Below are 19,676 nucleotides of genomic sequence, written 5' to 3'. Positions count from 1 at the left end.
AACACGGAAGCGCCCATCCGAAAGACGGATGGGCGCTTCCGCGGGTTGCGCCAGAGGCGCGATCAGCGCTTGCTGTACTGCGGAGCCTTACGGGCCTTCTTGAGGCCGTACTTCTTCCGCTCCGTGGCGCGGGCGTCACGGGTCAGGAAGCCGGCCTTCTTCAGGGCCGGGCGGTCGTCGGCGTCGACCTCGACGAGCGCACGGGCGATCGCGAGGCGGAGCGCGCCGGCCTGGCCCGAGATCCCGCCACCGTGCAGGTTGGCGAAGATGTCGAACGAGTCGGGCTTGTCGACCGTCACCAGCGGCTCACGGATGAGCTGCTGGTGCACCTTGTTCGGGAAGTACTCTTCGAGCGTGCGGCCGTTGAGCTTGAACTCACCGGTACCGGGAACCACGCGGACCCGGACGACGGCTTCCTTGCGGCGGCCGACGGTCTGGGCGTTGCCACCGGCGGCACGCGACGGGCGCGGGGCGGCGGGGGTCTCGCTGGTCGCGACGGCGTCGCCGACCGGAGCGGTCTCCGTGGTCGCGACGGCCTCGGTCGCGGTCTCCTCGGTGCTGGTCACAGACTGTTCCTCACTCACTGCGCGACCTGCGCGATCTTGGTGATCTCGCGCGCCTGCGGCTGCTGCGCGGCGTGCGGGTGCTCGGCGCCGGCGTAGACCTTGAGCTTCTTCGCCTGGGCGCGGCCGAGCTTGTTCTTCGGGAGCATGCCCTTGACGACCTTCTCGAGCAGGTGCTCGGGCTTGGTGTCGAGCAGTTCGCCGAAGGAGCGCTTACGCAGACCGCCGGGGTAACCGCTGTGCCGGTACGCGAACTTCTGCTCGCGCTTGTTTCCGGTGAGCGCGACCTTCTCGGCGTTGACGATGATGACGAAGTCACCGGTGTCCACGTGCGGGGCGTAGGTCGGCTTGTGCTTGCCGCGCAGCAGCGTGGCGACCTCGGTCGCGAGCCGGCCGAGCACGACATCCTCGGCGTCGATCACGTGCCAGGCACGAGTGACGTCGCCGGGCTTGGGGCTGTACGTGGGCAAGGGTCTACCTCGTCGTCAACATTGCGTGTGGGTTCTGTGCGGGCCTAGCGCTTACGCGCCGCAGCGCACAACGACATATGAAGATACCCCCACGCCCGACCCTACTGCGAAGCGGGGGTCGGTCCGGGGTCCCATACTAGGACCGGCGCCCGGCGGGCGCCCCTCAACTGTACCCCGCCGGTGTGGCGGAACCGCCCACGGCATCGTCCTTCGCGGGAGAGGATGAGACGATCCGGACGCGCACCGCGCGCGGGGACTCGATCAGGGGAACGGCGATGAACAAACGGCCAACGACCATCTTGTGCGTGCTGGGCGCCGTGCTGGCGCTCACCACAGCCTGCGGCCAGGCGCGTGCGGGCACCGCCGTGCCGAAGGGCGACGACGCGGCGACCTACGTCGGCACGAAGTTCGAAACGGCGATGAACAAGCTGCAGGACACCATCGGCGATCAGCGCGACGTCACCAGCGAGTCGAGCGCCTACTTCCGGTTCGACGAGAAGTACGTCCGCAGCACGATCTCCTCGGCCCGCACCGGTTCCCCGGAAGGCCGGGTCAGCCGTCAGCGCTCGCAGAAGAACCCGGACGACAGCATCGACTGGTACACCCCCGCCGACGGGCCCGTCGAGTACGTGTACCTCGGGCCGGTCTACAAGAGCCTCGCGCCGACGCCGTGGGTTTCGATGCTGAAGTCCGAGGCCGGGCTGACCATTCCCTGCGCGTGGGTCGGGATCATCCACGCCTGCAAGATGGCCGACGCGATCGCGGTGTCCTACAACGCGGACAAGAAGGTCGTGAAGGGCGCCAAAAGCCTTCCGGACAAGCGGATCGAGCTGACCGCCGACGTCCCGTTCGGGAAGTTCATCGAACGCCGGGTGGAGATCCTGCCGACGTCGATCAGCAGCGGGATCACGGACGAGATGAAGAAGGCGCCGGTGCGGACCACCGTCTCCCTCGACCAGGACGGGAAGCTGAGCCAGATCGTGATGGAGGCGAAGATCGAGGGCAACGGCCACAAGATCGAGCTGCGCTACGAATTCCGGTTCACCGGCAAGGCGAGCACGCAAGACCTGCCGAAGCTGCCGGACGCCTCGCAGATCACCGTGCTGCCGGACAAAGCGGCCAAGGACGACTTCAACCGCCGGTACAACGAGTTGAAGGGCGTCTGAGCCATGACCGACCAGCAACCTCAGCAGCCCCAGCAACCGCAGCAGTGGTGGCAGCCGCCCGCGAATCCCGCGAACCAGCAGCAGGGCTGGCAGCAGGAAGGTCAGGCCACCGGACCGCACGCCGGGCAGTGGCAGCAGAACGACCAGGGCGCCGCGACCACCGGCTCCTACACGGGGCAATGGCAGCAGTCCGCCCAGCCCGGGGTCACCGGCTCGTTTTCGGGACCCTGGCAGCAAAGCAACGCGCAGGCGCCGGGCACGGCGTGGCAGCAGCCGCAACAGCAGCAGCCCGCACCCCAGCAGAATTGGCAAGCACAGCAACAGAATCCAGGCACGCCACCGCAGGGTCAGTACGGCGGCGGGTTCCAGCCGACCCAACCGGCACAGTCGTCGCAGTACGGCGGGCTCGGCGCGTTCGGTGCCGAACCCGCGAAGAAGCCGAAGGTTTCCAAGAAAGCCTTGTTGATCGGCGGAATCGCGGCGGCCGTGGTGGTCGCGGGTGGCGTCGGGGCTTGGCTGCTGGGCGCGTTCGCCGGTGACAGTCTCGATCAGAAGTCGGTCCAGGACGGTGTCACCCGGGTGCTCAACGAGCACTACGGCGAGCCGGATGTGAAGAACGTGTCGTGCCCGTCCGGTCAGCCGGTGGAGAACGGCACCACTTTCGATTGTTCGATCGATCTTTCGGGACAGCAGAAGAAGGTCACCGTCCGGGTGCTGAACACCACCCCGGAATTCGAGGTCGGCGCACCGCACTGACGGGAAAGCCGCGACGGGAACTCTCGTCGCGGCTTTTTCTTTCGGACAAACGAAACGGCGGGCTCGGCATCCGAAGATGCCTGCCCGCCGTTGCTCGTTCCGAGCGTGAGACTCAGAACAGGCCGGTGACGCCCTGCTCCGTGCTCTGGTAGCCGTCGGCCAGCTGCGGCAGCACGCCGGCGACCTGCGCGAGAAGCTGCTTGAGCTCCTCGAAGCTGTTGTCCCACTCCTGCTGGGCGGCCATGTACGCGACCTTCGCGTCACCGTCCCAGGTGTTGATCAGCGGCGACAGGTCGCTCTTCAGCTGCCCGAAGAGGGACTCCAGCTCGCCACCGGAGTTCTTGCAGTCGTCGGCCGCCGCGTGAATCGTGGCGTAATCGACCTTCATCTCGCCCATAAGATCCTCCAGTCAAAAAGAAAAAGTCGTGGTTTTGGTGCGGTGGAGCCGAATCAGCCGAGGACGCCGAAGCCCTGGTTGACCGACTTGATGAGCTCCTGCTGCTGCTGCTCGGTCGCGTTGTACTTCGAACCGGCCTGCTCGAGCAGGTCACCGATGTTCTGGAGGGCCGTGTTGAGCTTGCGGCCCGCACCGTCGAAGCGGGTCATGACGTTGTTGAACGCGAGCGCCGCGTCGCCGGTCCAGCCCGCGCGGGTGGCCTCGATGTTGTCGCGCAGCTTGCTCAGGTTCTGGTCCATCGAGACGCGGACCTCGGTCACGCGCTTCTCGGCCTCGGTGAACTGCTCAACTGTCCCGGTAAATCCGCCAGCCATGGGAGCTACCCCCTTCGTTCGTGGTTTATCCGTACTTGGTGAAGTTCGTTTGGTACGGACCTACGACGGAGACACTGCCACGTCTGGTTCCCTCTTGTCGCTCCTTGGTTTCAAGTAGTTGCTTGCGTTAACGCTCCCGGCGGGAACCGCTCGCGAGAACGCGGCCGCGGCACGGTGATTCGCCCGAAGAAAGGGGCTTTCACCACGGGATTTCGCAAGTGCACAGTGCTCGGTCAATCGACGCGGCGCATGATTCGCGACTGCGAAAAGTCCTCGTCGTCGTCACTCACACGTGGCCGTCTGGCCGCCGGTTCTGGCCGAAAGGGAACCAAGTCCGCCGCTGCGGGCAAAGCGGGAACCGGGAGACCGGCGCCGGCGCGGAACCGTTTCGCGGCGTTCCGGACGACGCTCGGAGTCGGCGCGGTCTCGCCGCCGGCGAGCCGTCCCTTGCCGAATTGCTTCGCCAGTTCGGCGTTCTCGCCGCGACGGCGTTCGTATCGCGCCTTGGCCGTGCGGGCGACCTGTCTGGCATAGGTGACCGCGTCGCGTCCTGTTCGCGCGAAGTGTTCGGCGGGGGTCTCGGATTCGGGTGGCACGCGCCTCCCCCTTCAGTTGACGACCGCCATCGTTTTGACGACCTGCTCGCAGGCCGCGCTCACCCGCGGTTCGAGCGGGGAGCCGGTGCCGTACTGGCAACCGATGTGGACGCGGATCTTTCCCTGCGCGACGACGTACCAGTCGACGCGGGCTTTCGGCTTCGTCTCGCGGTAGTAGACGACGGTCTTGCCGGCGTAGTTCGCGGAACCGTTGAAGCCGCTGTATTTCTCCGGCGACGCCGCCGCCCTGCCGCCGAGGTCGTCGACGAGTTTCCCTCTGTCGGCCGTCGCGTCGTAGTCCATCGCGTACTCCTGGGCGACCACGAGGTCGTCACCGGTGAGGGAGTCGCTCGGATGGATCACCACCTGACGGTCGGCGACGCGGTCGTCGGTCTGGGTCCAGTCCGGCGGCGCGATGAAGCGGTAGTCGTACTGGGCGAGTGTCCGGCCCTCCGGTTCGGCCTCCCCGCTGTTGACCGCGAAGAGGACACCGCCGACGACCGCCGCCACGGCCACGACGGCCGCGGCGACGATCCAGGGCGTCTTCTTGCCCTTCCCGCCGTGCCCGGCGGGTTTGGTCTCGCGAGCGGGCTCACCCGGCCGCCACGGCGGCGGGGCGCCTATCCCCTGCTGCCCCATCGGCGGCGACGGCGGCCCCTGCTGCCGCGTCGCGTTTAGCGGGCTAAACGCGCTCTGCGGCGGCGGGGGCTGGGCGGGTTGGTGAGGGAACGGGGGGCGCCGGTCGGCGGGGGCAGGCGCGGGGGCGCCGCCCCGGGAGACCGCGGAGCCCGCGAGCGAGCCCGTCCGGTCCGGATCGATCAGCACCGCGCGCAGGGCGCCGCGGGCGACCACGGTCTCCGGCTGGTCGAGCGTGGTGGGCACGACGCCGGTCCGCTCGTGCACCAGCCGGGACACCATCGGGATCCGGCTGGACCCGCCCACCAGGAAGATCGCCGTCAGCTGCTTGGGCCGCAGCCCGGAATCCGCGATCGCGCCCACGGTCAGCTCGACCGCGCGCCCGAGCGGGCCCGCGATGAGCCGCTCCAGGTCCTCCCGCGTCACGTGCGCGTCGGCGAACGGCGGCGGCATCGGGACGTCGGTGTACGCGTGCCGGGACAGGGTCTCCTTCGCGCCGCGCACGTCCTGCCGCAGTACGCGACGACGGCGCCGATCGGTGAGTTCGCGGCCTTCGACCAGTTTCCGCCACTCCGGCGGATCGACGGACGACACCAGCGACCCCACGTGCTCCAGGAGCGCCTGGTCGACGTCCGCCCCGCCGAAGCTCGGATCCCCCCGGGTGGCCAGCACCTGGAACCCGGCGCGTTTAGCGGGCGAACCGCGATCCGCCGGGCTGCCGGGCATGCGCTGGACCACGGAGACGTCGACGGTGCCGCCACCCAGGTCGAGCACCGCGAGGGCGTCGCCGGGGCGGCCGCTGAACTCGACGGTGCGCTCGGAGTTGAGGTCGGCCGGGGCGAACGTCGCCGCGTGATAGACCGCCGCGGCGACCGGCTCCGGTACGAGCGCGACCTGACGCGCGAGCCCGCCCGCCGCCTGCCGGAGCAGCCGGGTCCGGGTCGCGCCCCAATCGGCCGGGTGGGTCAGCACGAGCAATTCGACTTCGGCGTCACCGGCGAGCCGACGAGCCTCGGTCACCGCGCGTTTCAGCACGGCGTGGACGACGTCGGTCACGCGAAGGACGTTGTCGCCCAGCAGCAGGTCGCCCTCGTCGATCCGGCGCTTCGGATTCGGCTCGTAGCGCGACGGATCCACCGCCGCCTGCCGTTCCGCCTCCTGGCCGACGAACAGCGTCCCGTCCGGCGCGGCGTAGACCGCCGACGACATCAGGGGCTGCCCGTCCACCACGACGACCTGCGGTTCGCGGCCGTTGATCGAAGCGACTACGCAGGTGCTCGATGTCCCGAAGTCCACCGCTACCCGCACAGTCACCAGCCACTCCCGCAGATCGTCGTCGTCACCACACGCCCGTCCCGTACCTCACCTGGTTCCGCGGGAGGTCAGTCCGGCTGGATCCACGAGACCTGCATGAGCTGCTTGCCGTGCTTCCGGGTGACGAGGTTTCCTCGTCCCGGAGGCATCTGGCTCGGCTTCACGTTGGCGACGAGGTTGCCCTCGTCCCGCGAGCCGTTCATGACCATACCGGGCGCCGCGATCTCCCTGAGCTTGCCGAGGATCGGGTCGAACATCGCCCGGCTCGCGCCACCGCTGCGGCGCACGACGATGATGTGCAGACCGACGTCCTTCGCCTGCGCGAGGAACTCGGCGAGCGGCTTCAGCGGGTTGCTCGACTGCGTGGCGACCAGGTCGTAGTCGTCGACGATGACGAACAGTTCCGGACCGGTCCACCAGGACCGGGTCTTCAGCTGTTCCTGCGTGACGTCCGGACCGGGGAGCCGCCGGGTCATCGATCCGTGCACGTCCTTGACCATGCTGTCCAGCTGCGCGGCGGACACCGCGTAGCCGAGCAGCTGGTCCCCGCCGATGAAGCCGAGCATCGTGCGCCGGTAGTCGACGAGGATGACGACCGCTTCCTGCGTCGTGTACCGCTCGGTGATGCCCCGGGTGATCTGCCGCAGCAGGTTCGTCTTGCCCGACTCGCCGTCCGCGAAAGCGTAGAAGTGCGAATCTGCGGCGAAGTCGAGATAGATCGGCTGGAGGTCTTCCTCGTTGACGCCGATCGGCACCAGCTTCGTGTTGCGCTTGGAGTCGATGGACAGGACCTCGTCGTAGGTGACCATCTCCGGCAGCAGGCGGACCTGCGGCGCCGGGCGGCCGCGCCACGCGGCCTTGATCTTCGCCACCGCGTCGGCGACACCGGCGGCGAGATCGTCCGGGTTGCTCGATCCGTCGATGCGCGGGAGACCGGTCAGCAGGTGCAGCTTGTCCCTGGTCAGACCGCGGCCAGGGCGGCCGGACGGGACGTTCACCGCGACCCGGCGGTCGATGTCCGACTCGCTCGGGTCACCGAGGCGCAGCTCGAACCGGGTACCGATCATGTCCTTGATCGCCGGGCGGATGTCCGCCCACCGGTTCGCCGCGATGATGACGTGGACACCGTAGGAAAGACCCTGGGTGGCGAGCTTGGTGATCGAGGTCTCCAGCTCGTCGAAGTCGTCCCGCAGCGCCTTCCAGTTGTCGACGATCAGGAACGCGTCGCCGAAGGCGTCTTCCTCGGGCTTGATCTCGCCCCGCCGCTTGCGGTTGCGGAACTCGTTCATCGAGTCGATGCCCATGGCACCGAACCGGCCTTCCCGCTCGGTGAGCAGGGTGGTCAGCTCGGCCACGATCCGGCGGGCCTTGTCCGGCTCGCGCCGGGCGACGGCGACACCACCGACGTGCGGCAGGCCCTGGAGACCGGCCAACGTACCGCCACCGAGGTCGAGCGCGTAGAACTGCGCTTCCTCGGGGGTGTGGGTCAGCGCCATCGACATGATCAGCGTCCGGAGCATGGTCGACTTGCCCGACTGCGGACCGCCGACGATGACACCGTGCCCGGCGCCACCGGAGAAGTCGCCCCACAGCAGGTCGCGTCGCTGCTCGTACGGGCGGTCGACGATGCCCATCGGCACCTGCAGCCGTCCGTTGCCGAAGAACCCGACCGGGGAAAGACCGCGGTCGTCGGTGGGGTTCAGGTTCGGCAGCAGGGTGTCGAGCGAGTTCGGCTCCTTGAGCGGCGGCAGCCAGACCTCGTGCGCGGGCGGGCCCTGGCCGATCAGCCGGGACACGATCACGTCGAGCTCGCTGGGCTCGACGGCCTCCTCCGACTTGGCCTCTTCCACCGGCGCGGCCTCGATCTGCTGCGGCTCCGGTTCCTTCGGCAGTTCGACGAAGTCCGGGACGAACAGCTGCGGGCGCTTGTCGGCGCGGACCACGGTCGCGACCGGGCCCGCCGCCTTGATGCCCGCGGGCCGGTACGGGCCCGAGACGTACGAGGCCTTGAAACGGACCAGCGTCGAGGTGTCGTACTTGAGGTAACCGCCACCGGGGACGGACGGCAGCTCGAACGCGTCGGGCACGCCGATCGCGGCCCGGGATTCCGCGGCGGAGAACGTCTTCAGACCGATGCGGTAGGAAAGGTGCGAGTCGAGACCGCGCAGCTTGCCCTCTTCCAGCCGCTGCGACGCGAGGAGCATGTGCATCTGGAGCGACCGGCCCAGACGGCCGATGGCGACGAACAGGTCGATGAAGTCCGGCTTCGCGGCCAGCAGTTCGGAGAACTCGTCACAGACGATGAAGAGCGCGGGCAGCGGGTCGAGGTCGGCGCCGTTCTCGCGGGCCTTCTCGTACTCCCAGACGTTCTTGAAGTTACCGCCGTTTTTCAGCGCTTCCTGGCGGCGGTTCATTTCGCCCGCCAGCGCGTCCTTCATCCGGTCGACCAGCGTGACCTCGTCCGCGAGGTTGGTGATGACCGCGGAAACGTGCGGCGCGGTGTCCAGGCCGAGGAACGTCGCACCACCCTTGAAGTCGACGAGGACGAAGTTCAGCGTGCTCGACGAGTGCGTGGCGAGCATGCCCAGCACCAGGGTGCGGAGGAACTCGGACTTACCGGAACCGGTCGCCCCGATGCACAGGCCGTGCGGGCCCATGCCCTCCATCGCGGCTTCCTTGATGTCCAGCTCGACCGGCTGGCCGTACTCGCCGACGCCGAACGGGACGCGGTAGCGGTCTCGCACCGGGCGGGGCCGCCATGACTGCTGGACGTCGAAGGTCATCGGGTCGCCGGGGATGCCCAGCAGTTCGAGCAGACCGGGGTTGGACAGCAGCGGCTCTTCCTCGGCGGCGTCCTGCGCGGCGGTGCCGACGCGGTACGGGGCGAGGAGCCGGGCCAGCGCCTCGGACTCGACGACGCTGAGCGTGTCCGGGCGGCCGAACCACTCGACGCCGCCGGCGCTGCGCGCGCCGAGGCGGTCTTCCTCGACGACCAGCCGCAGGCCACGACGGGCGGCGAGGTTGCCGATGGAGTCGGAAAGGTCGATCAGGGTGACGCCGACCAGACCCTCTTCGAGGATGATCTGCTCCTCGCGGGTGACCTCGGCGTCGTCGACGATGATGACGATGTGCGGCTGGTCCGGGGCGGGCGTCGCGTTGCGGGAGAACCGCTGGCGGTCACGGAGTTCTTCGTCGAGCCACTGCTCGATCTGCGCGAGGGAACCGGCCATCATCCGCAGCTGGCCGATGCCGTCGGCGAGCGCCGGGTGCTGGGCGTGCGGCAGCCACTTCGCCCACTCCCACTCCTCCTTGGCGCGGCCCGCTGTCGCGACCGCGATGAGGACGTCGTCGGGGCTGTGGAAGGTGACCAGCTGAGCCAGCATCGCGCGGGTGAGGCCGCGGGTGAGACCGCGGTCGCCCTGCATGCTGACCGCGGCGAACCCGCGGAGGGTGATCTGGGTCGGCAGGTCCGGGACGATCGAGTGCGCGCGGACGAACCGGCGCAGGGCCAGCGTGGCGATCGGCTCCAGTTCGTCGACCGGGCCGGTCTGCGGCGGCACGAGCCGCGTCGCGAGACGGTGCGAACTGCGGCCGACGCGGAGGTGGAGGAAGTCCTGGTCGTTCTGGCGGCGTTCCCACATGCGGCGGCTCGCGGCCAGCGACCACAGCGTCTGCGGGTCGGGGTGGACCCACTCGAGAGCGGCGCGCTGGTCGACCATGGCCTCGCGGGCCCTGTCGCGCATCTGGCCGAGGTAGCGCAGGTAGTCCTTGCGGTCCTCGTCCATCTCGGCCTTTTTGGCGCCGCCGCCCTTGCCCGCGCCGCCGGCCATCATGCCGACGGTGCTGAGCACCATCATGCCGCCCATCATCATCATCATGGGATTGCGTCCACCGGTGGTGAACATGAAGACCATCATCCCGAGGGAAGCGACGATCATCACCGCGGGAAGCAGCTTCATGACGATGTTGCCCGGGATGGTGCGCGGCACCTCAGGCGGCGGTTCGAGATGCACCTCGCCGCCCGGCGGCCGCGGCGCCGCCAGGCGCGGTGACTTCTTGAACTGCAGCGTGCTCATCGAAGGACCCCTCTTCAAACTCGACGATGGCGGCCACCGTTGGTGCGCGTACGGGTGCGCGAGACAACCTATCGAACGTGGCCGGTGAAATCCGGACAACGCCGAGAACGGCCCCTGCCGGGACCATACGCATGCCGGGAGTCTAGGGCTCCGGCTCCGCCGACGTGCGTTTAGCGGGCTAATCGCGATCTGACCCCCGGGCGCCCGGACGTGCGTTTAGCCCCCTAATCGCGATCCGGGGGCCGGCGGCGACCGAAATGCTTAGGCTCCCTACGCGTCGCGTTTAGGGGGCTAAAGGCGACGCGTCGACGGCCGGGAAGAGGGGGCCCGGAGGTCGTCTCTCTTACTTTTGCCGGTCTTTTTCCGACAGTCGATGATGTGGGCACCCGGGTTCGGTATAGGTTCCCCGGGGACCAGACTCTCAGGGCAGGGGGAAGGCAGTGGCAACGGGCACGACGGTATTCAGCAGGGTGACGGTGGTCGCGCCACGCACCCGGATCGACGTGGCTTTGCCGGCTGACGTCGCGGTGGCGGATCTGCTGCCCATGCTGTTGGAGATGGCGAAGGAGGCGACGCCGGACGGCGGCGCCCGCCACGGCGGCTGGGCATTGGCGAAGCTGGGCGACGCACCGCTCGACCCGAGCCGGACCCTCGCGTCCCTCGGTGTCGTCGACGGCGAACTGCTGCAGCTGCGCAAGCGCAACGAGAACCCGCCGCCACCGCTGTACGACGACGTCGTCGACGCGATCGCAGAGTCGTCCCCGGACAGCTTCCGTCCGTGGACTAAGGAGACGGCGCGCCGCTTCGGGCACATCGCGGGCGGCCTGGCGCTGTTCTTCTCGGCTCTCGCGCTCTTCACCAGCGGGTCGTTCTACGGCGGCAACGCGCTCGCCGCCGCGATCGCGGGTGGTGTCGGCGCGATCGCGTGCGTCGCGGTCGGCGCGACACTGGCCAAGGCCTACCAGGCCCAGGCGACAGGCGTGCTGATCGCCGCGGCAGGCGGCCTGCCGCTGGCCTTCGTCAGCGGCTTCTACATCGTGCCAGGGCTGTCCCTGTGGGCGAACCTGTTGCTCGCGAGCACCCTCGTGATCATCGTGGCGGCGGTCTGCATCCTCGTCATCGGGCACGGGATCACCACCTTCATCGCGGCCGCGACGACGGCGACGATCTCGGCGCTGACGTTCCTGGCCGCGACCCTCATCGACACCCCGATCGCCGGGATCGCCGCCGGCGCCACCGCTTTCTCGCTGGCCTGCATCTCGCTTCTGCCGCGCGCGACGATCAAGCTCGCCGCGCTGCCGACACCGCATGTGCCCGGCAGCGCCGAAGAGCTCAAGGAAGACTCGGGCTTCCCTGACTACCGCGCCATCGAGCGCCGCACCGCGGTCGCCCACGAGTACATGACCGGTCTGCTGACCGGCTGCGGCGCGGCCACCGCGCTGTTCGCGATCATCGCCTCGACGTCTCCCACGGTCTTCGGCCCGATCCTCGGCGTGATCGCCACGTTGGTCCTGCTCCTGAGGGCCCGGGCGTACGCGAACGGCGCGCAGGCCATCGCCCTGCTGACCACCGGAATGGTGTCCGGCGCGGGCATCCTGCTCGGCTGGATGTGGTCGGCGAGCCCGCTGAACCGGGTCCTGTTCGTGTTCGGCGCGCTGCTGCTGATCGGCGCCGGCGCGCTCGTGGTCGGCGTGATCTTCCCGAACCAGCGCTTCTCGCCGCCGCTGCGGCGGACCGTGGAGATCTTCGAGGCCGTCTTCATCGCGACGGTGCTCCCGCTGGCGCTCGGCGTCATGGATCTCTACACGACGCTGCGCCACCTCAACTTCAAGTGACGACCCGATCGGATGATGCTCTGATGGCCGCAGCGCGGAAGTCCAGGGGGACGCGCGTCCGCCACCTCGGCCTCGCCGGACGTACCGGAACGGTGCTGCTGGCGGCCGGTATCGGTGTTCTCTCGCCGGCGTCGGTGGCGCTTCCGGCGTGGGCGCAGCAAAGCAGCGTCGCGCCGGACGCCGGTGGTTACTACGCGACTCCGCCCCCGGTCGACCCCTCCAAGAAGCCGGCGGACGAAAACAAGCCGGACAAGAACTACGAGCAGAAGACACTGTGTGTGCAGCGCAGCAAGCTCGGCGGCGACCAGGTCGACATCAAGAGCCGACCGTGGGGCCAGGAGTACTTGCAGATCCAGAAGGTCCACGAGTTGATGCGCGGCGCCACCAAGTCGGTCGGCGGAGGCGTCAAGGTCGCCGTGATCGACACCGGCGTCAGCGCACACCCGTACTTCAAGAATCCTGTCGAATCGGGAGGCGACTACGTCGCGACTCCCAACGGCAAGGCACCGGGGCTCGAGGACTGCGACGGCCACGGCACCGAGGTGGCGGGAATCATCGCCGCGAACCCGACCGACCCGAGCATCGGGTTCCGCGGGGTCGCGCCGGACGCCCAGATCATGTCGATCCGTCAGTCGAGCCAGAACTACGAGGAGGCCGAGAAGAAGGCCGAGCCGCCGCCTCCCCCTCCGTCTTCCTCCAACTCCGCCCCTCCCGGGTCGTCGAACAACGAGCTCCCACCCTCGTCGCAGGGAAACGGCGCTGTCGGCGGCGCCGCGGACGGAACGGCGCCGGGTCAGGACAAGGGCGGACGGCAGCAGGAGCAGGGCAAGACCGCGGGAACGTTGAAGACGCTCGCGCAAGCCGTGGTCCGGGCCGTCGACAAGGGCGCCAAGGTCATCAACATGTCGGTCGACAACTGTCGCCAGGCCGACGGCAAGATCACCCAAGGCGAACAGCAGCTGCAGGCCGCGGTGAACTACGCCGTCACCCAGAACGTGGTCGTGGTCGCGGCGGCGGGCAACGTCGGCCCCAAGTGCCCGCAGAACGACCAGCCGGATCCCAAGTCGCCCAAGATGATCGTCACGCCGCCGTGGTTCGCCGACGACGTGCTGTCCGTCGCGGCGATCGACGACACCGGCGGAGTCGCGGACTTCAGCGTCAACGGGCCGTGGGTGTCCGTGGCCGCGCCGGGCACCAAGATCATTTCGCTCGACCCCGCCGAGGGGTCGAGCAGTCTGGCCAACCTGACCATCGAAGGCGGCAAGGACCCCGGCCCCATCCAAGGGACCAGCTTCGCCGCCCCGTACGTCGCCGGGCTGGCCGCGCTCGTGCGCGCGAAGTTCCCCGGGCTGCAGGCCCGTGAGGTGATGAACCGGATCAAGGCGACGGCGCAGCACCCCGCGGCGCCGGGCGGGCGGGACAACTTCGTCGGGTTCGGGGTCATCGACCCGATCGCGGCGCTGACGGCGATCGTGCCGTCCGAGGCGGACAAGGCGAAGGCGGTTCCGCTGCCCGCGAACCTGCCGCCGTCGAACGACCGCGACTCCACTCCGATGATCGTCGCGCTCGCCGGGACCGGCGGAGGACTGGTGGCCCTGCTCGTCACGCTGTTCGTGGTGCACTCGGTCCGCCGGAACCGGCCGACCACCGCCCCCGCCCGCAAGACCCCCTAGAGCGTGCGACTTTAGCGGGCTAATCGTCATCTGCCCTGGACTTGCCTCCAGACCGTCAGATCGCGATTAGCCCGCTAAAGTCGCTCTGCCTGCGGGGCGCCTACTTGGCGGGTTTGGGCTTCGGGGCGGGTTTCTTCGGGGCGTCGTCCTCGCCGATCACAGGCGGGACGACCTGGCCGGGCTCACCGACCACATCGGACGGCTTCGACGCGGGCCGCGTCTTCGACTGATGCGCGGTGCCGCCTCCCCCGCCGGCGCCCATCCCCATCATGGGCGCCATCCCCATCGGCATCATCGCCGATCCCGCCCCGGCGGCCTGCCCATGAGCCGGAGCGGCCTGCACGGGCGCGACCTCCGGGATCGGCGCCTGCCCTTGCTCGATCAGCGGTTCCTGGGATCCGGTCTTCCGGCCGTCGGCGGGATCGGCCGCGGACGGCGACGTCGACTGTTCCTCGGAAGACACGGCGGCACCGGAATCCGATCCAGTGGCGGCCGCCTTCTCCTGCGCCGGCGCGTTCGCCGGTTCGGAGTCGTCGTTGAGCTTGAACTCGTCGCGCGGGTAGCGGTGGGCGATCTCGATGCTCCGAGACGCGCCGTCAGGATCGTCGACGCCGTCGCAAAACCGCACGAAGCCCTCGATGACGTTGCGGCCGGCTTCGAAAAGCGCCTTGGCCGACTCTTGGGCCTCTTCAAGCTGAGTGCGCGCTCGCCGGACGCCGCCGACCGGCAGCATCGCGGTCTCGGAGGTCAGCTCGGCCGTATCGACCAGGACCTCGACGAGATCGGTCAGGATGCGGCGGATCGACAGCACCAGCTCGTCGAGCGAACCCGCCAGCGTGGTGAGGGCGTCCTCGACGTCGGAGCCCGCGATCTTGATGTCCCCGATGTACGCGACGAACGCGTCGGCGTCCTTGCCGGACCACCCGGCGTCGAGACGGCCGAGGTCCTCCGACAGTTCTTTCGAAACGGTGCCCGCGGTCGCCGCCGCTTTCCGGAGCCGGTCCGCCTCCTCCTTGAGGTCCTCCCAGCGCCCCGCCAACGGGGTCAGGTAGGCCTCGACGGGGTCGATCAGTCCCAGATGGCCGGACAGCTCGGAGACGAAGGCGAGATGCGGCGCCGCGGCCTCGACCAGGTCTTCACCGCCCGACCCCGTCGCGTTTAGCGGGCTAAACGCGCTCTGGGCCGACTCGGGAGCAGCGGTGCGGGCGGCCTTCGGGTGCGGGATGGAATCGGTCGGGTTCTCCGACTCGGCGATCATGCAGATCAGAGCTCCACGGCGCGTTTGATCATCTGGGCGGCCTCTTCGTCGTGCCCGGCGTGCCGCGCGGTCACGGTGTGCAGGGCCTCTGACGCCGACCTCAACGCGGCCGCGCCTTCCTCCAGCTGACGTCGGATGGCACCGGCCGCGCGCCCGTAAGACGCGCCGAGGCCCAGTTCCTCCCCCAGCGCGCCATGGGACTCGACGGTGATGCCCTCCCCGGTCACCTCCGCGGCCGCCAGGTCGAGCTCTCCGGCGGCCGCGTCCACCCGCTTCGCATAGTCGACGACGGCGACGCCGTCGATCTTCAGGCCGGCCACTGCACCCTCCACTCACCCGATACCGCTTGGGTTTGAGACGCGCGCGCCGTCCAAGGGGTTCCCGCGATCAGTTACCCGCGGGAACCTGCTGCGACTGCGTGGCGACCGAGCCCGCCCTGTCGTCGATCGGCACCGTGTCGAAGGTGCGAAGGACGTCCTGTGTGTTCAGCGAAGCGCCGGTGGGCAGGATCCTGACGATGGACTCGGGCGCGGGAACGCGCTTGTTGAGCCCGATCGAGTCCGCGGTCACGGCGTCGGGGACGCCGTAACGGATCCCGCGATCGGAGATCAGCTGGATCGGTCCCTTGTCGAAGGTCTCCTTGCCGGTCGCCGACTGGACGACCGCCGCGTAGCCGGGCTCCATGAAGAAGCTGTTGATCGGCGCGCCGACCGGACCGGGGGTGCCGATCTTGACGCCGGGCGCGGACCCGTCGGCGTTCCTGCCCTTCGGCAGCTTGTCGTCGACGAAGACCGCCGTGTGCCCGTCACGGCTGGCGCCATCACCGGCGATGGACCAGCTCAGGCAGGAGACGCGGGAACCCTGGGTCGCGTTGAGCACCGTCGGCACGGTCTGGGGGTACGCGTTGAGCCCGACGAAGCCCTGCTGACCTTCGGTCACCCGCGTGATGTTGCGGATCTTGCCCTGGGCCACGGACATCACCGAAGTGCTGCCGTCGTTCTTGCCGGTCTGGACGATGTCCGCGACCGCCGGGGAAATGGTCTGGATCCCTTCCCTCAGGATGAGGTGGAAATCCTTCCGCCCTTCGGCCTGCTCCGTGGAGAAGACGTCGCCGACCTTCATGCCTTCGATCTCGTAGTTGGGGGTCTCCCCGTCGCCGTCGACGTCCGGCAGCTTCAGTTCGGGCACCTCGGGGATGGCGTCGAGCAGCCCCTGGGAGATCCCGCGCGGCTGGTCCGGCAGCTTCAGCGCGGAAAGGACGGCGTTCGCGTCGGGCTTGATCTCGGCCTTGACCGCGTTGGCGTTCGGCAGGTTGGGATTCGCCGCCAGCCGGTAGATCAGATAGGTCCTGCCGTTGGCGCCCTTGGCCATCAGCGCCTCGTTCTGACCGAGCTCACGGTTCCCGAGCTGCTTCACACCCGCGTAGACGGTCGTCTCCGTCTTCGTGAGATCGGGCTTCGGCACCGACGGGTCGTACATGACCTCGTCGCACACGCCCCAGTCCGCGCTGGCGCGCTGGGTTTCCGTCGGCATCAGCTGCGGGCCGTTGGGAATCCCCATGAGCTGGCCGCGGGGGATGTTCTTCAGCTGTTCGTCCGAGACGACTGTGGGGTTCTTCACTTCGGAGGCCTGCTGCGGCCCGGAAGGCTTGGTCCCCGCTTGCTGCTGTCCCTGCTTCGACTGCGCGATGATAAGCAGCCGCGCGGAGGCGAGGTTGAAGGTCGGGACGAGTTTCTTCGGGTTCCCCGCCACGACGTACACCGTTCCGGACTGCTCGCCGATGACGATGTTGCCCGCGTCCGGCACGGAAGGCTTCGGGCTCAGGAGCCCCCAGATGACGAAGACCAGGACGCCCAGCGCGGCCAGCACGACACCCACGATGGTGGCGCGCGTGTGGGTGCGCATCGGGTCGTGGAGCATGACCGCGTCGCGACGGACCAGCGCGGATTGCATCCGGCGCAGAACGAACTGATAAGCCTGAACTTGAGACTTAGTAGTCGGTGTTGATGGCATTCTCGACCTACAGTCCTCCCCGTCGCGGTACGGTTCCGCAGGATAGCCGTACGGGGACCGTCTGGTGTGGGGTTTCTACCAACTCCAGCTAGTGTCAGATTCCTCGGGACCGGCTTTCCGGGTACGCAGCACGCACGAGGGGAAGAGAAAGCGCGGATGTCCGTCACCACTCCTCCACGTCCGCCCGGCCCTCCGGGGCCGCAACCTCCTGGTCGTCCGCCGGGGCCGCCGCCGAGGCCCGGGAGACCGGGTGGTCCGGGCGGGCCGGCCGGAGGCCCGGGTGGTCCCGGTGTTCCTCGTGGTCCTGGCGGCCCGGGTGGTCCTGGCGGGCCCGGTGGACCGCAGGGTCCGGGTGGCCCCGGTCCTGGAGGACCCGGTGGGCCCAAGGGTCCCGGCGGACCTGGTGGCCCGGGAGGTCCCGGTGGGCCAGGCGGTCCCGGCGGTCCTCCGTCCGGTGGCCCCGGTCCGCAGTCCGGCCCTCCGCCCGCTCCGGCGGCACGGATCGCGGCGCCCACGCGGCGCCGGACCGGCGGGATCAACCTCGGCCCGGTGCCCGTGGCGAACCTGGTCGTGCTCGAACTCGGGCTCGCGATCGGCCTCGTCCTGCTCGCGATCGACATGAAGCTGAAGTGGATCGCGATCGGCGTACTCGGCTTCGCGATCATCGTCGCGTTCCTGCGCTGGGGCGGCCGTTGGTTCACCCAATGGGCCGGCCTCACGCTGCGGTACACGTTCCGTTCGCATGATCGGGTGGCGAATCCGCTTCCGCCGAGCAGCATCGAAACCCTCGCCGCCGAAGAGGATGCCGTCACCGGCCCCGACGACGCCCGGGTGAACCTGCTCCGGCTCGCCGTTCCCGATCTCGTCGTCGCGCACGGTGTGGACCACGAACGCCAGCAGGTCGGCCTCGCGTGGAACGACGGCACGTGGACCGCGGTCCTGCTCGTCGAGCCCGCGCCCGCGCTGATCACCCAGGCGGGTGGCGCGCCGAGCCTGCCGCTGTCCGCGCTCGCCCCGTGCCTCGAGGACCGCGGTGTGGTCCTCGACTCGATCCAGATGATCTGGCACTGCTACCCGGGCAGCGCCGCGCTCCCGTCGGACTCGCCGGCGCTCAGCTCGTACATGGAGGTGCTCGGCCCGCTCCCCGCGGCCGCGCGGCGGACGACCTGGGTCGCCATCCGGCTCGACCCGCGCCGGTGCCCGGCCGCCATCCGCGAACGTGGCGGCGGCGTCGTCGGTGCGCATCGAGCGCTGATCGGCGCGTTGTCGCGGGTCCGCAACGCTTTGGAGTCGCAGGGCGTGCCGACCCGGCCGCTCGATCCGGACGAGCTGCTGCGGTCCAGCATTTCGGCCGCGGAACTCACCGCGGTCGCCGGTTCGCCCGCGAAAGTCGGTCTGCAGGAGCGCTGGACCGGCGTCACCGCGGCGGGCATCGGGCACGCGAGCTACGCGATCACCAGCTGGCCGAAGGGCAAGATCAGCGGCAGCCTGAACGCGCTGACCAGTGTCCGCGCGCTGTCGGCGACGGTGGCGATGTCGATCTCCCCGTCCGCGGACGAGGGCAAGATCGGCCTGCGGGGAATCGTTCGCCTGAGCGCGCGGAACCCGCGTGAACTGGACGCCGCCGACCAGCGGCTGCAAAGCGTCTCGGACAAGCTGGGGGTGGCGCTGACGCCGTTGCGGGGCATGCAGATCTCCGGGTTCTCCGCGACCTTGCCGATCGGAGGCACCGCATGAGCACCCGTATGCGCGACGCCGGCCAGAGCGCCGGTGTCGCCCCGGAATTCACCGTCGACCCGGCGATGCTCGACGCGATCAGCCCGTCCGGCGACCGGGGCGGGATCGTCCTCGGCTCCGGGCTCAAGGGTGAGCCGCTGACGATCTCCGCGCTGCGCTCGACACCGACCCGGATCGTGCTGGTAGGTGGCCTGTACCTGGCTCGCCAGGTCGCGCTGCGGGCGATGGCTGTCGGGGCGTGGGTCGTCGTGGCGACCGGTCGCCCGGCCGCGTGGCAGGTTCTCCCGCAGGCAGCGGGAAATCAGCCCAACGGCAGGCCTTCGCCGCTGGTGCAGATCCGGCGGCTGTCGCCGGTGGATCTCCCGCGCCCGTCCGAGGACGCGCCGCTGCTGGTGGTGACCGACGGCGGCCCGACACCGCAGGACCTGTTCCCGCCGCGTTCGCCGTGGCAGACGACGGTCTACGTGCTGCCGTACCTGCACCCGCAGGCCGGGGCGACCGCGAACGCGGCCGACCTGGTGCTGATGCAGCGGCTCCCGCCGGGACAGGCCGAACTTGCCGCGCGGATCTGGCGGCTCCCGCCGCAGATGATGAAGCAGCTCACGACGTTGAAGGACGACCAGGTCGTCGCTTTGGGCCGGAACCTCTGGCGCCCACTTCGCCTGGTCACCACCGCGAAAGAACAACAGCTCCTGGGCCCGGTACGCCGCGGCGACTAACCCGGCCGCGTCGACTTTAGCGGGCTAATCGTGCTCTGCGGGGGCATTGTCCACATCGGACATTGCCCCCGTTTTGCGTCCGGCCCCGCGGCG

At 69.3% G+C, this 19,676-nt stretch carries 16 protein-coding genes; 6 read left to right on the top strand and 10 right to left on the bottom strand.

Annotation, left to right across the window (positions count from 1 at the left end; translation table 11 throughout):
- Positions 1-62: 62 nt before the first annotated feature.
- Positions 63-566 carry a 30S ribosomal protein S9 gene (gene rpsI, locus ACFWMR_RS11020; protein WP_364214726.1) on the bottom strand — a complete coding sequence of 168 codons (504 nt, stop codon included), beginning with the start codon at positions 564-566 and terminating at the stop codon, positions 63-65.
- Between the two features lie 14 nt (positions 567-580).
- Positions 581-1,033 (bottom strand): 50S ribosomal protein L13, encoded by a 453-nt coding sequence (rplM, locus tag ACFWMR_RS11015; RefSeq protein ID WP_005166833.1) that lies wholly within the window; start codon positions 1,031-1,033, stop codon positions 581-583.
- Between the two features lie 275 nt (positions 1,034-1,308).
- Here rplM and ACFWMR_RS11010 point away from each other — a divergent pair, with 275 nt between their 5' ends.
- Positions 1,309-2,199 carry a hypothetical protein gene (locus ACFWMR_RS11010; protein WP_378280263.1) on the top strand — a complete coding sequence of 297 codons (891 nt, stop codon included), beginning with the start codon at positions 1,309-1,311 and terminating at the stop codon, positions 2,197-2,199.
- Positions 2,200-2,202: 3 nt separating this feature from the next.
- Complete coding sequence (locus tag ACFWMR_RS11005) at positions 2,203-2,955, top strand: DUF4333 domain-containing protein (RefSeq protein ID WP_378378234.1); 753 nt, start codon at positions 2,203-2,205, stop codon at positions 2,953-2,955.
- A 112-nt stretch (positions 2,956-3,067) separates the two neighbouring features.
- On the opposite strand, the gene ACFWMR_RS11000 is transcribed toward ACFWMR_RS11005, so the two are convergent.
- The 5 genes from ACFWMR_RS11000 to eccCa form a co-directional block, all read right to left on the bottom strand.
- Complete coding sequence (locus ACFWMR_RS11000; protein WP_093939504.1) at positions 3,068-3,352, bottom strand: WXG100 family type VII secretion target; 285 nt, start codon at positions 3,350-3,352, stop codon at positions 3,068-3,070.
- A gap of 53 nt (positions 3,353-3,405) precedes the next feature.
- The gene (locus tag ACFWMR_RS10995) at positions 3,406-3,726 is read right to left on the bottom strand and encodes a WXG100 family type VII secretion target (protein WP_378378233.1); all 321 of its coding nucleotides are present in this window, start codon (positions 3,724-3,726) and stop codon (positions 3,406-3,408) included.
- A 233-nt stretch (positions 3,727-3,959) separates the two neighbouring features.
- Entirely contained in the window at positions 3,960-4,322 is a 363-nt protein-coding gene (locus tag ACFWMR_RS10990) for a hypothetical protein (RefSeq protein WP_378378232.1), read from the bottom strand.
- Between the two features lie 12 nt (positions 4,323-4,334).
- On the bottom strand, positions 4,335-6,272 hold the full coding sequence (locus ACFWMR_RS10985) for a type VII secretion-associated protein (protein WP_378378231.1): 1,938 nt from the start codon (positions 6,270-6,272) through the stop codon (positions 4,335-4,337).
- A gap of 68 nt (positions 6,273-6,340) precedes the next feature.
- Positions 6,341-10,348 (bottom strand): type VII secretion protein EccCa, encoded by a 4,008-nt coding sequence (gene eccCa / locus ACFWMR_RS10980; protein ID WP_093938602.1) that lies wholly within the window; start codon positions 10,346-10,348, stop codon positions 6,341-6,343.
- Between the two features lie 470 nt (positions 10,349-10,818).
- On the opposite strand from eccCa, the gene eccD reads away from it, so the two are divergent.
- Both eccD and mycP read left to right on the top strand, forming a co-directional pair.
- The gene (gene eccD / locus ACFWMR_RS10975; protein ID WP_093938601.1) at positions 10,819-12,183 is read left to right on the top strand and encodes a type VII secretion integral membrane protein EccD; all 1,365 of its coding nucleotides are present in this window, start codon (positions 10,819-10,821) and stop codon (positions 12,181-12,183) included.
- Between the two features lie 23 nt (positions 12,184-12,206).
- Entirely contained in the window at positions 12,207-13,856 is a 1,650-nt protein-coding gene (gene mycP, locus ACFWMR_RS10970; RefSeq protein ID WP_093938600.1) for a type VII secretion-associated serine protease mycosin, read from the top strand.
- A gap of 100 nt (positions 13,857-13,956) precedes the next feature.
- On the opposite strand, the gene ACFWMR_RS10965 is transcribed toward mycP, so the two are convergent.
- The 3 genes from ACFWMR_RS10965 to eccB form a co-directional block, all read right to left on the bottom strand.
- The gene (locus tag ACFWMR_RS10965) at positions 13,957-15,114 is read right to left on the bottom strand and encodes a WXG100 family type VII secretion target (RefSeq protein ID WP_378378230.1); all 1,158 of its coding nucleotides are present in this window, start codon (positions 15,112-15,114) and stop codon (positions 13,957-13,959) included.
- 5 nt (positions 15,115-15,119) lie between these two features.
- A complete protein-coding gene (locus tag ACFWMR_RS10960; RefSeq protein ID WP_378378229.1) occupies positions 15,120-15,434 on the bottom strand; it encodes a hypothetical protein in 315 nt (104 codons plus the stop codon).
- 67 nt (positions 15,435-15,501) lie between these two features.
- Positions 15,502-17,127, bottom strand: a complete 1,626-nt coding sequence (gene eccB, locus ACFWMR_RS10955) for a type VII secretion protein EccB (RefSeq protein WP_378378228.1) — start codon at positions 17,125-17,127, stop codon at positions 15,502-15,504.
- A gap of 555 nt (positions 17,128-17,682) precedes the next feature.
- Here eccB and eccE point away from each other — a divergent pair.
- Together eccE and ACFWMR_RS10945 are read left to right on the top strand one after the other, a co-directional pair.
- Complete coding sequence (gene eccE / locus ACFWMR_RS10950; protein ID WP_167406395.1) at positions 17,683-18,864, top strand: type VII secretion protein EccE; 1,182 nt, start codon at positions 17,683-17,685, stop codon at positions 18,862-18,864.
- The gene (locus ACFWMR_RS10945; protein ID WP_093938471.1) at positions 18,861-19,583 is read left to right on the top strand and encodes a hypothetical protein; all 723 of its coding nucleotides are present in this window, start codon (positions 18,861-18,863) and stop codon (positions 19,581-19,583) included. Before eccE ends, ACFWMR_RS10945 begins: the two co-directional genes overlap by 4 nt.
- Positions 19,584-19,676 lie beyond the last annotated feature (93 nt).

Origin of the sequence: Amycolatopsis thailandensis, assembly GCF_042723255.1 — a bacterium.
GTDB classification, from domain to species: Bacteria; Actinomycetota; Actinomycetes; order Mycobacteriales; family Pseudonocardiaceae; genus Amycolatopsis; species Amycolatopsis thailandensis.
Note: the sequence above shows the minus strand (reverse complement) of the source record. Positions and strands in the feature narration are given on the sequence as shown.

Coding starts and splice junctions, on each gene's coding strand:
- ACFWMR_RS11010 (WP_378280263.1), top strand. CDS start 1,309: ATGAACAAACGGCCAACGACCATCTTGTGCGTGCTGGGCGCCGTGCTG.
- ACFWMR_RS11005 (WP_378378234.1), top strand. CDS start 2,203: ATGACCGACCAGCAACCTCAGCAGCCCCAGCAACCGCAGCAGTGGTGG.
- ACFWMR_RS11000 (WP_093939504.1), bottom strand. CDS start 3,352: ATGGGCGAGATGAAGGTCGATTACGCCACGATTCACGCGGCGGCCGAC.
- ACFWMR_RS10995 (WP_378378233.1), bottom strand. CDS start 3,726: ATGGCTGGCGGATTTACCGGGACAGTTGAGCAGTTCACCGAGGCCGAG.
- eccCa (WP_093938602.1), bottom strand. CDS start 10,348: ATGAGCACGCTGCAGTTCAAGAAGTCACCGCGCCTGGCGGCGCCGCGG.
- mycP (WP_093938600.1), top strand. CDS start 12,207: ATGGCCGCAGCGCGGAAGTCCAGGGGGACGCGCGTCCGCCACCTCGGC.
- ACFWMR_RS10965 (WP_378378230.1), bottom strand. CDS start 15,114: ATGATCGCCGAGTCGGAGAACCCGACCGATTCCATCCCGCACCCGAAG.
- eccB (WP_378378228.1), bottom strand. CDS start 17,127: ATGCCATCAACACCGACTACTAAGTCTCAAGTTCAGGCTTATCAGTTC.
- ACFWMR_RS10945 (WP_093938471.1), top strand. CDS start 18,861: ATGAGCACCCGTATGCGCGACGCCGGCCAGAGCGCCGGTGTCGCCCCG.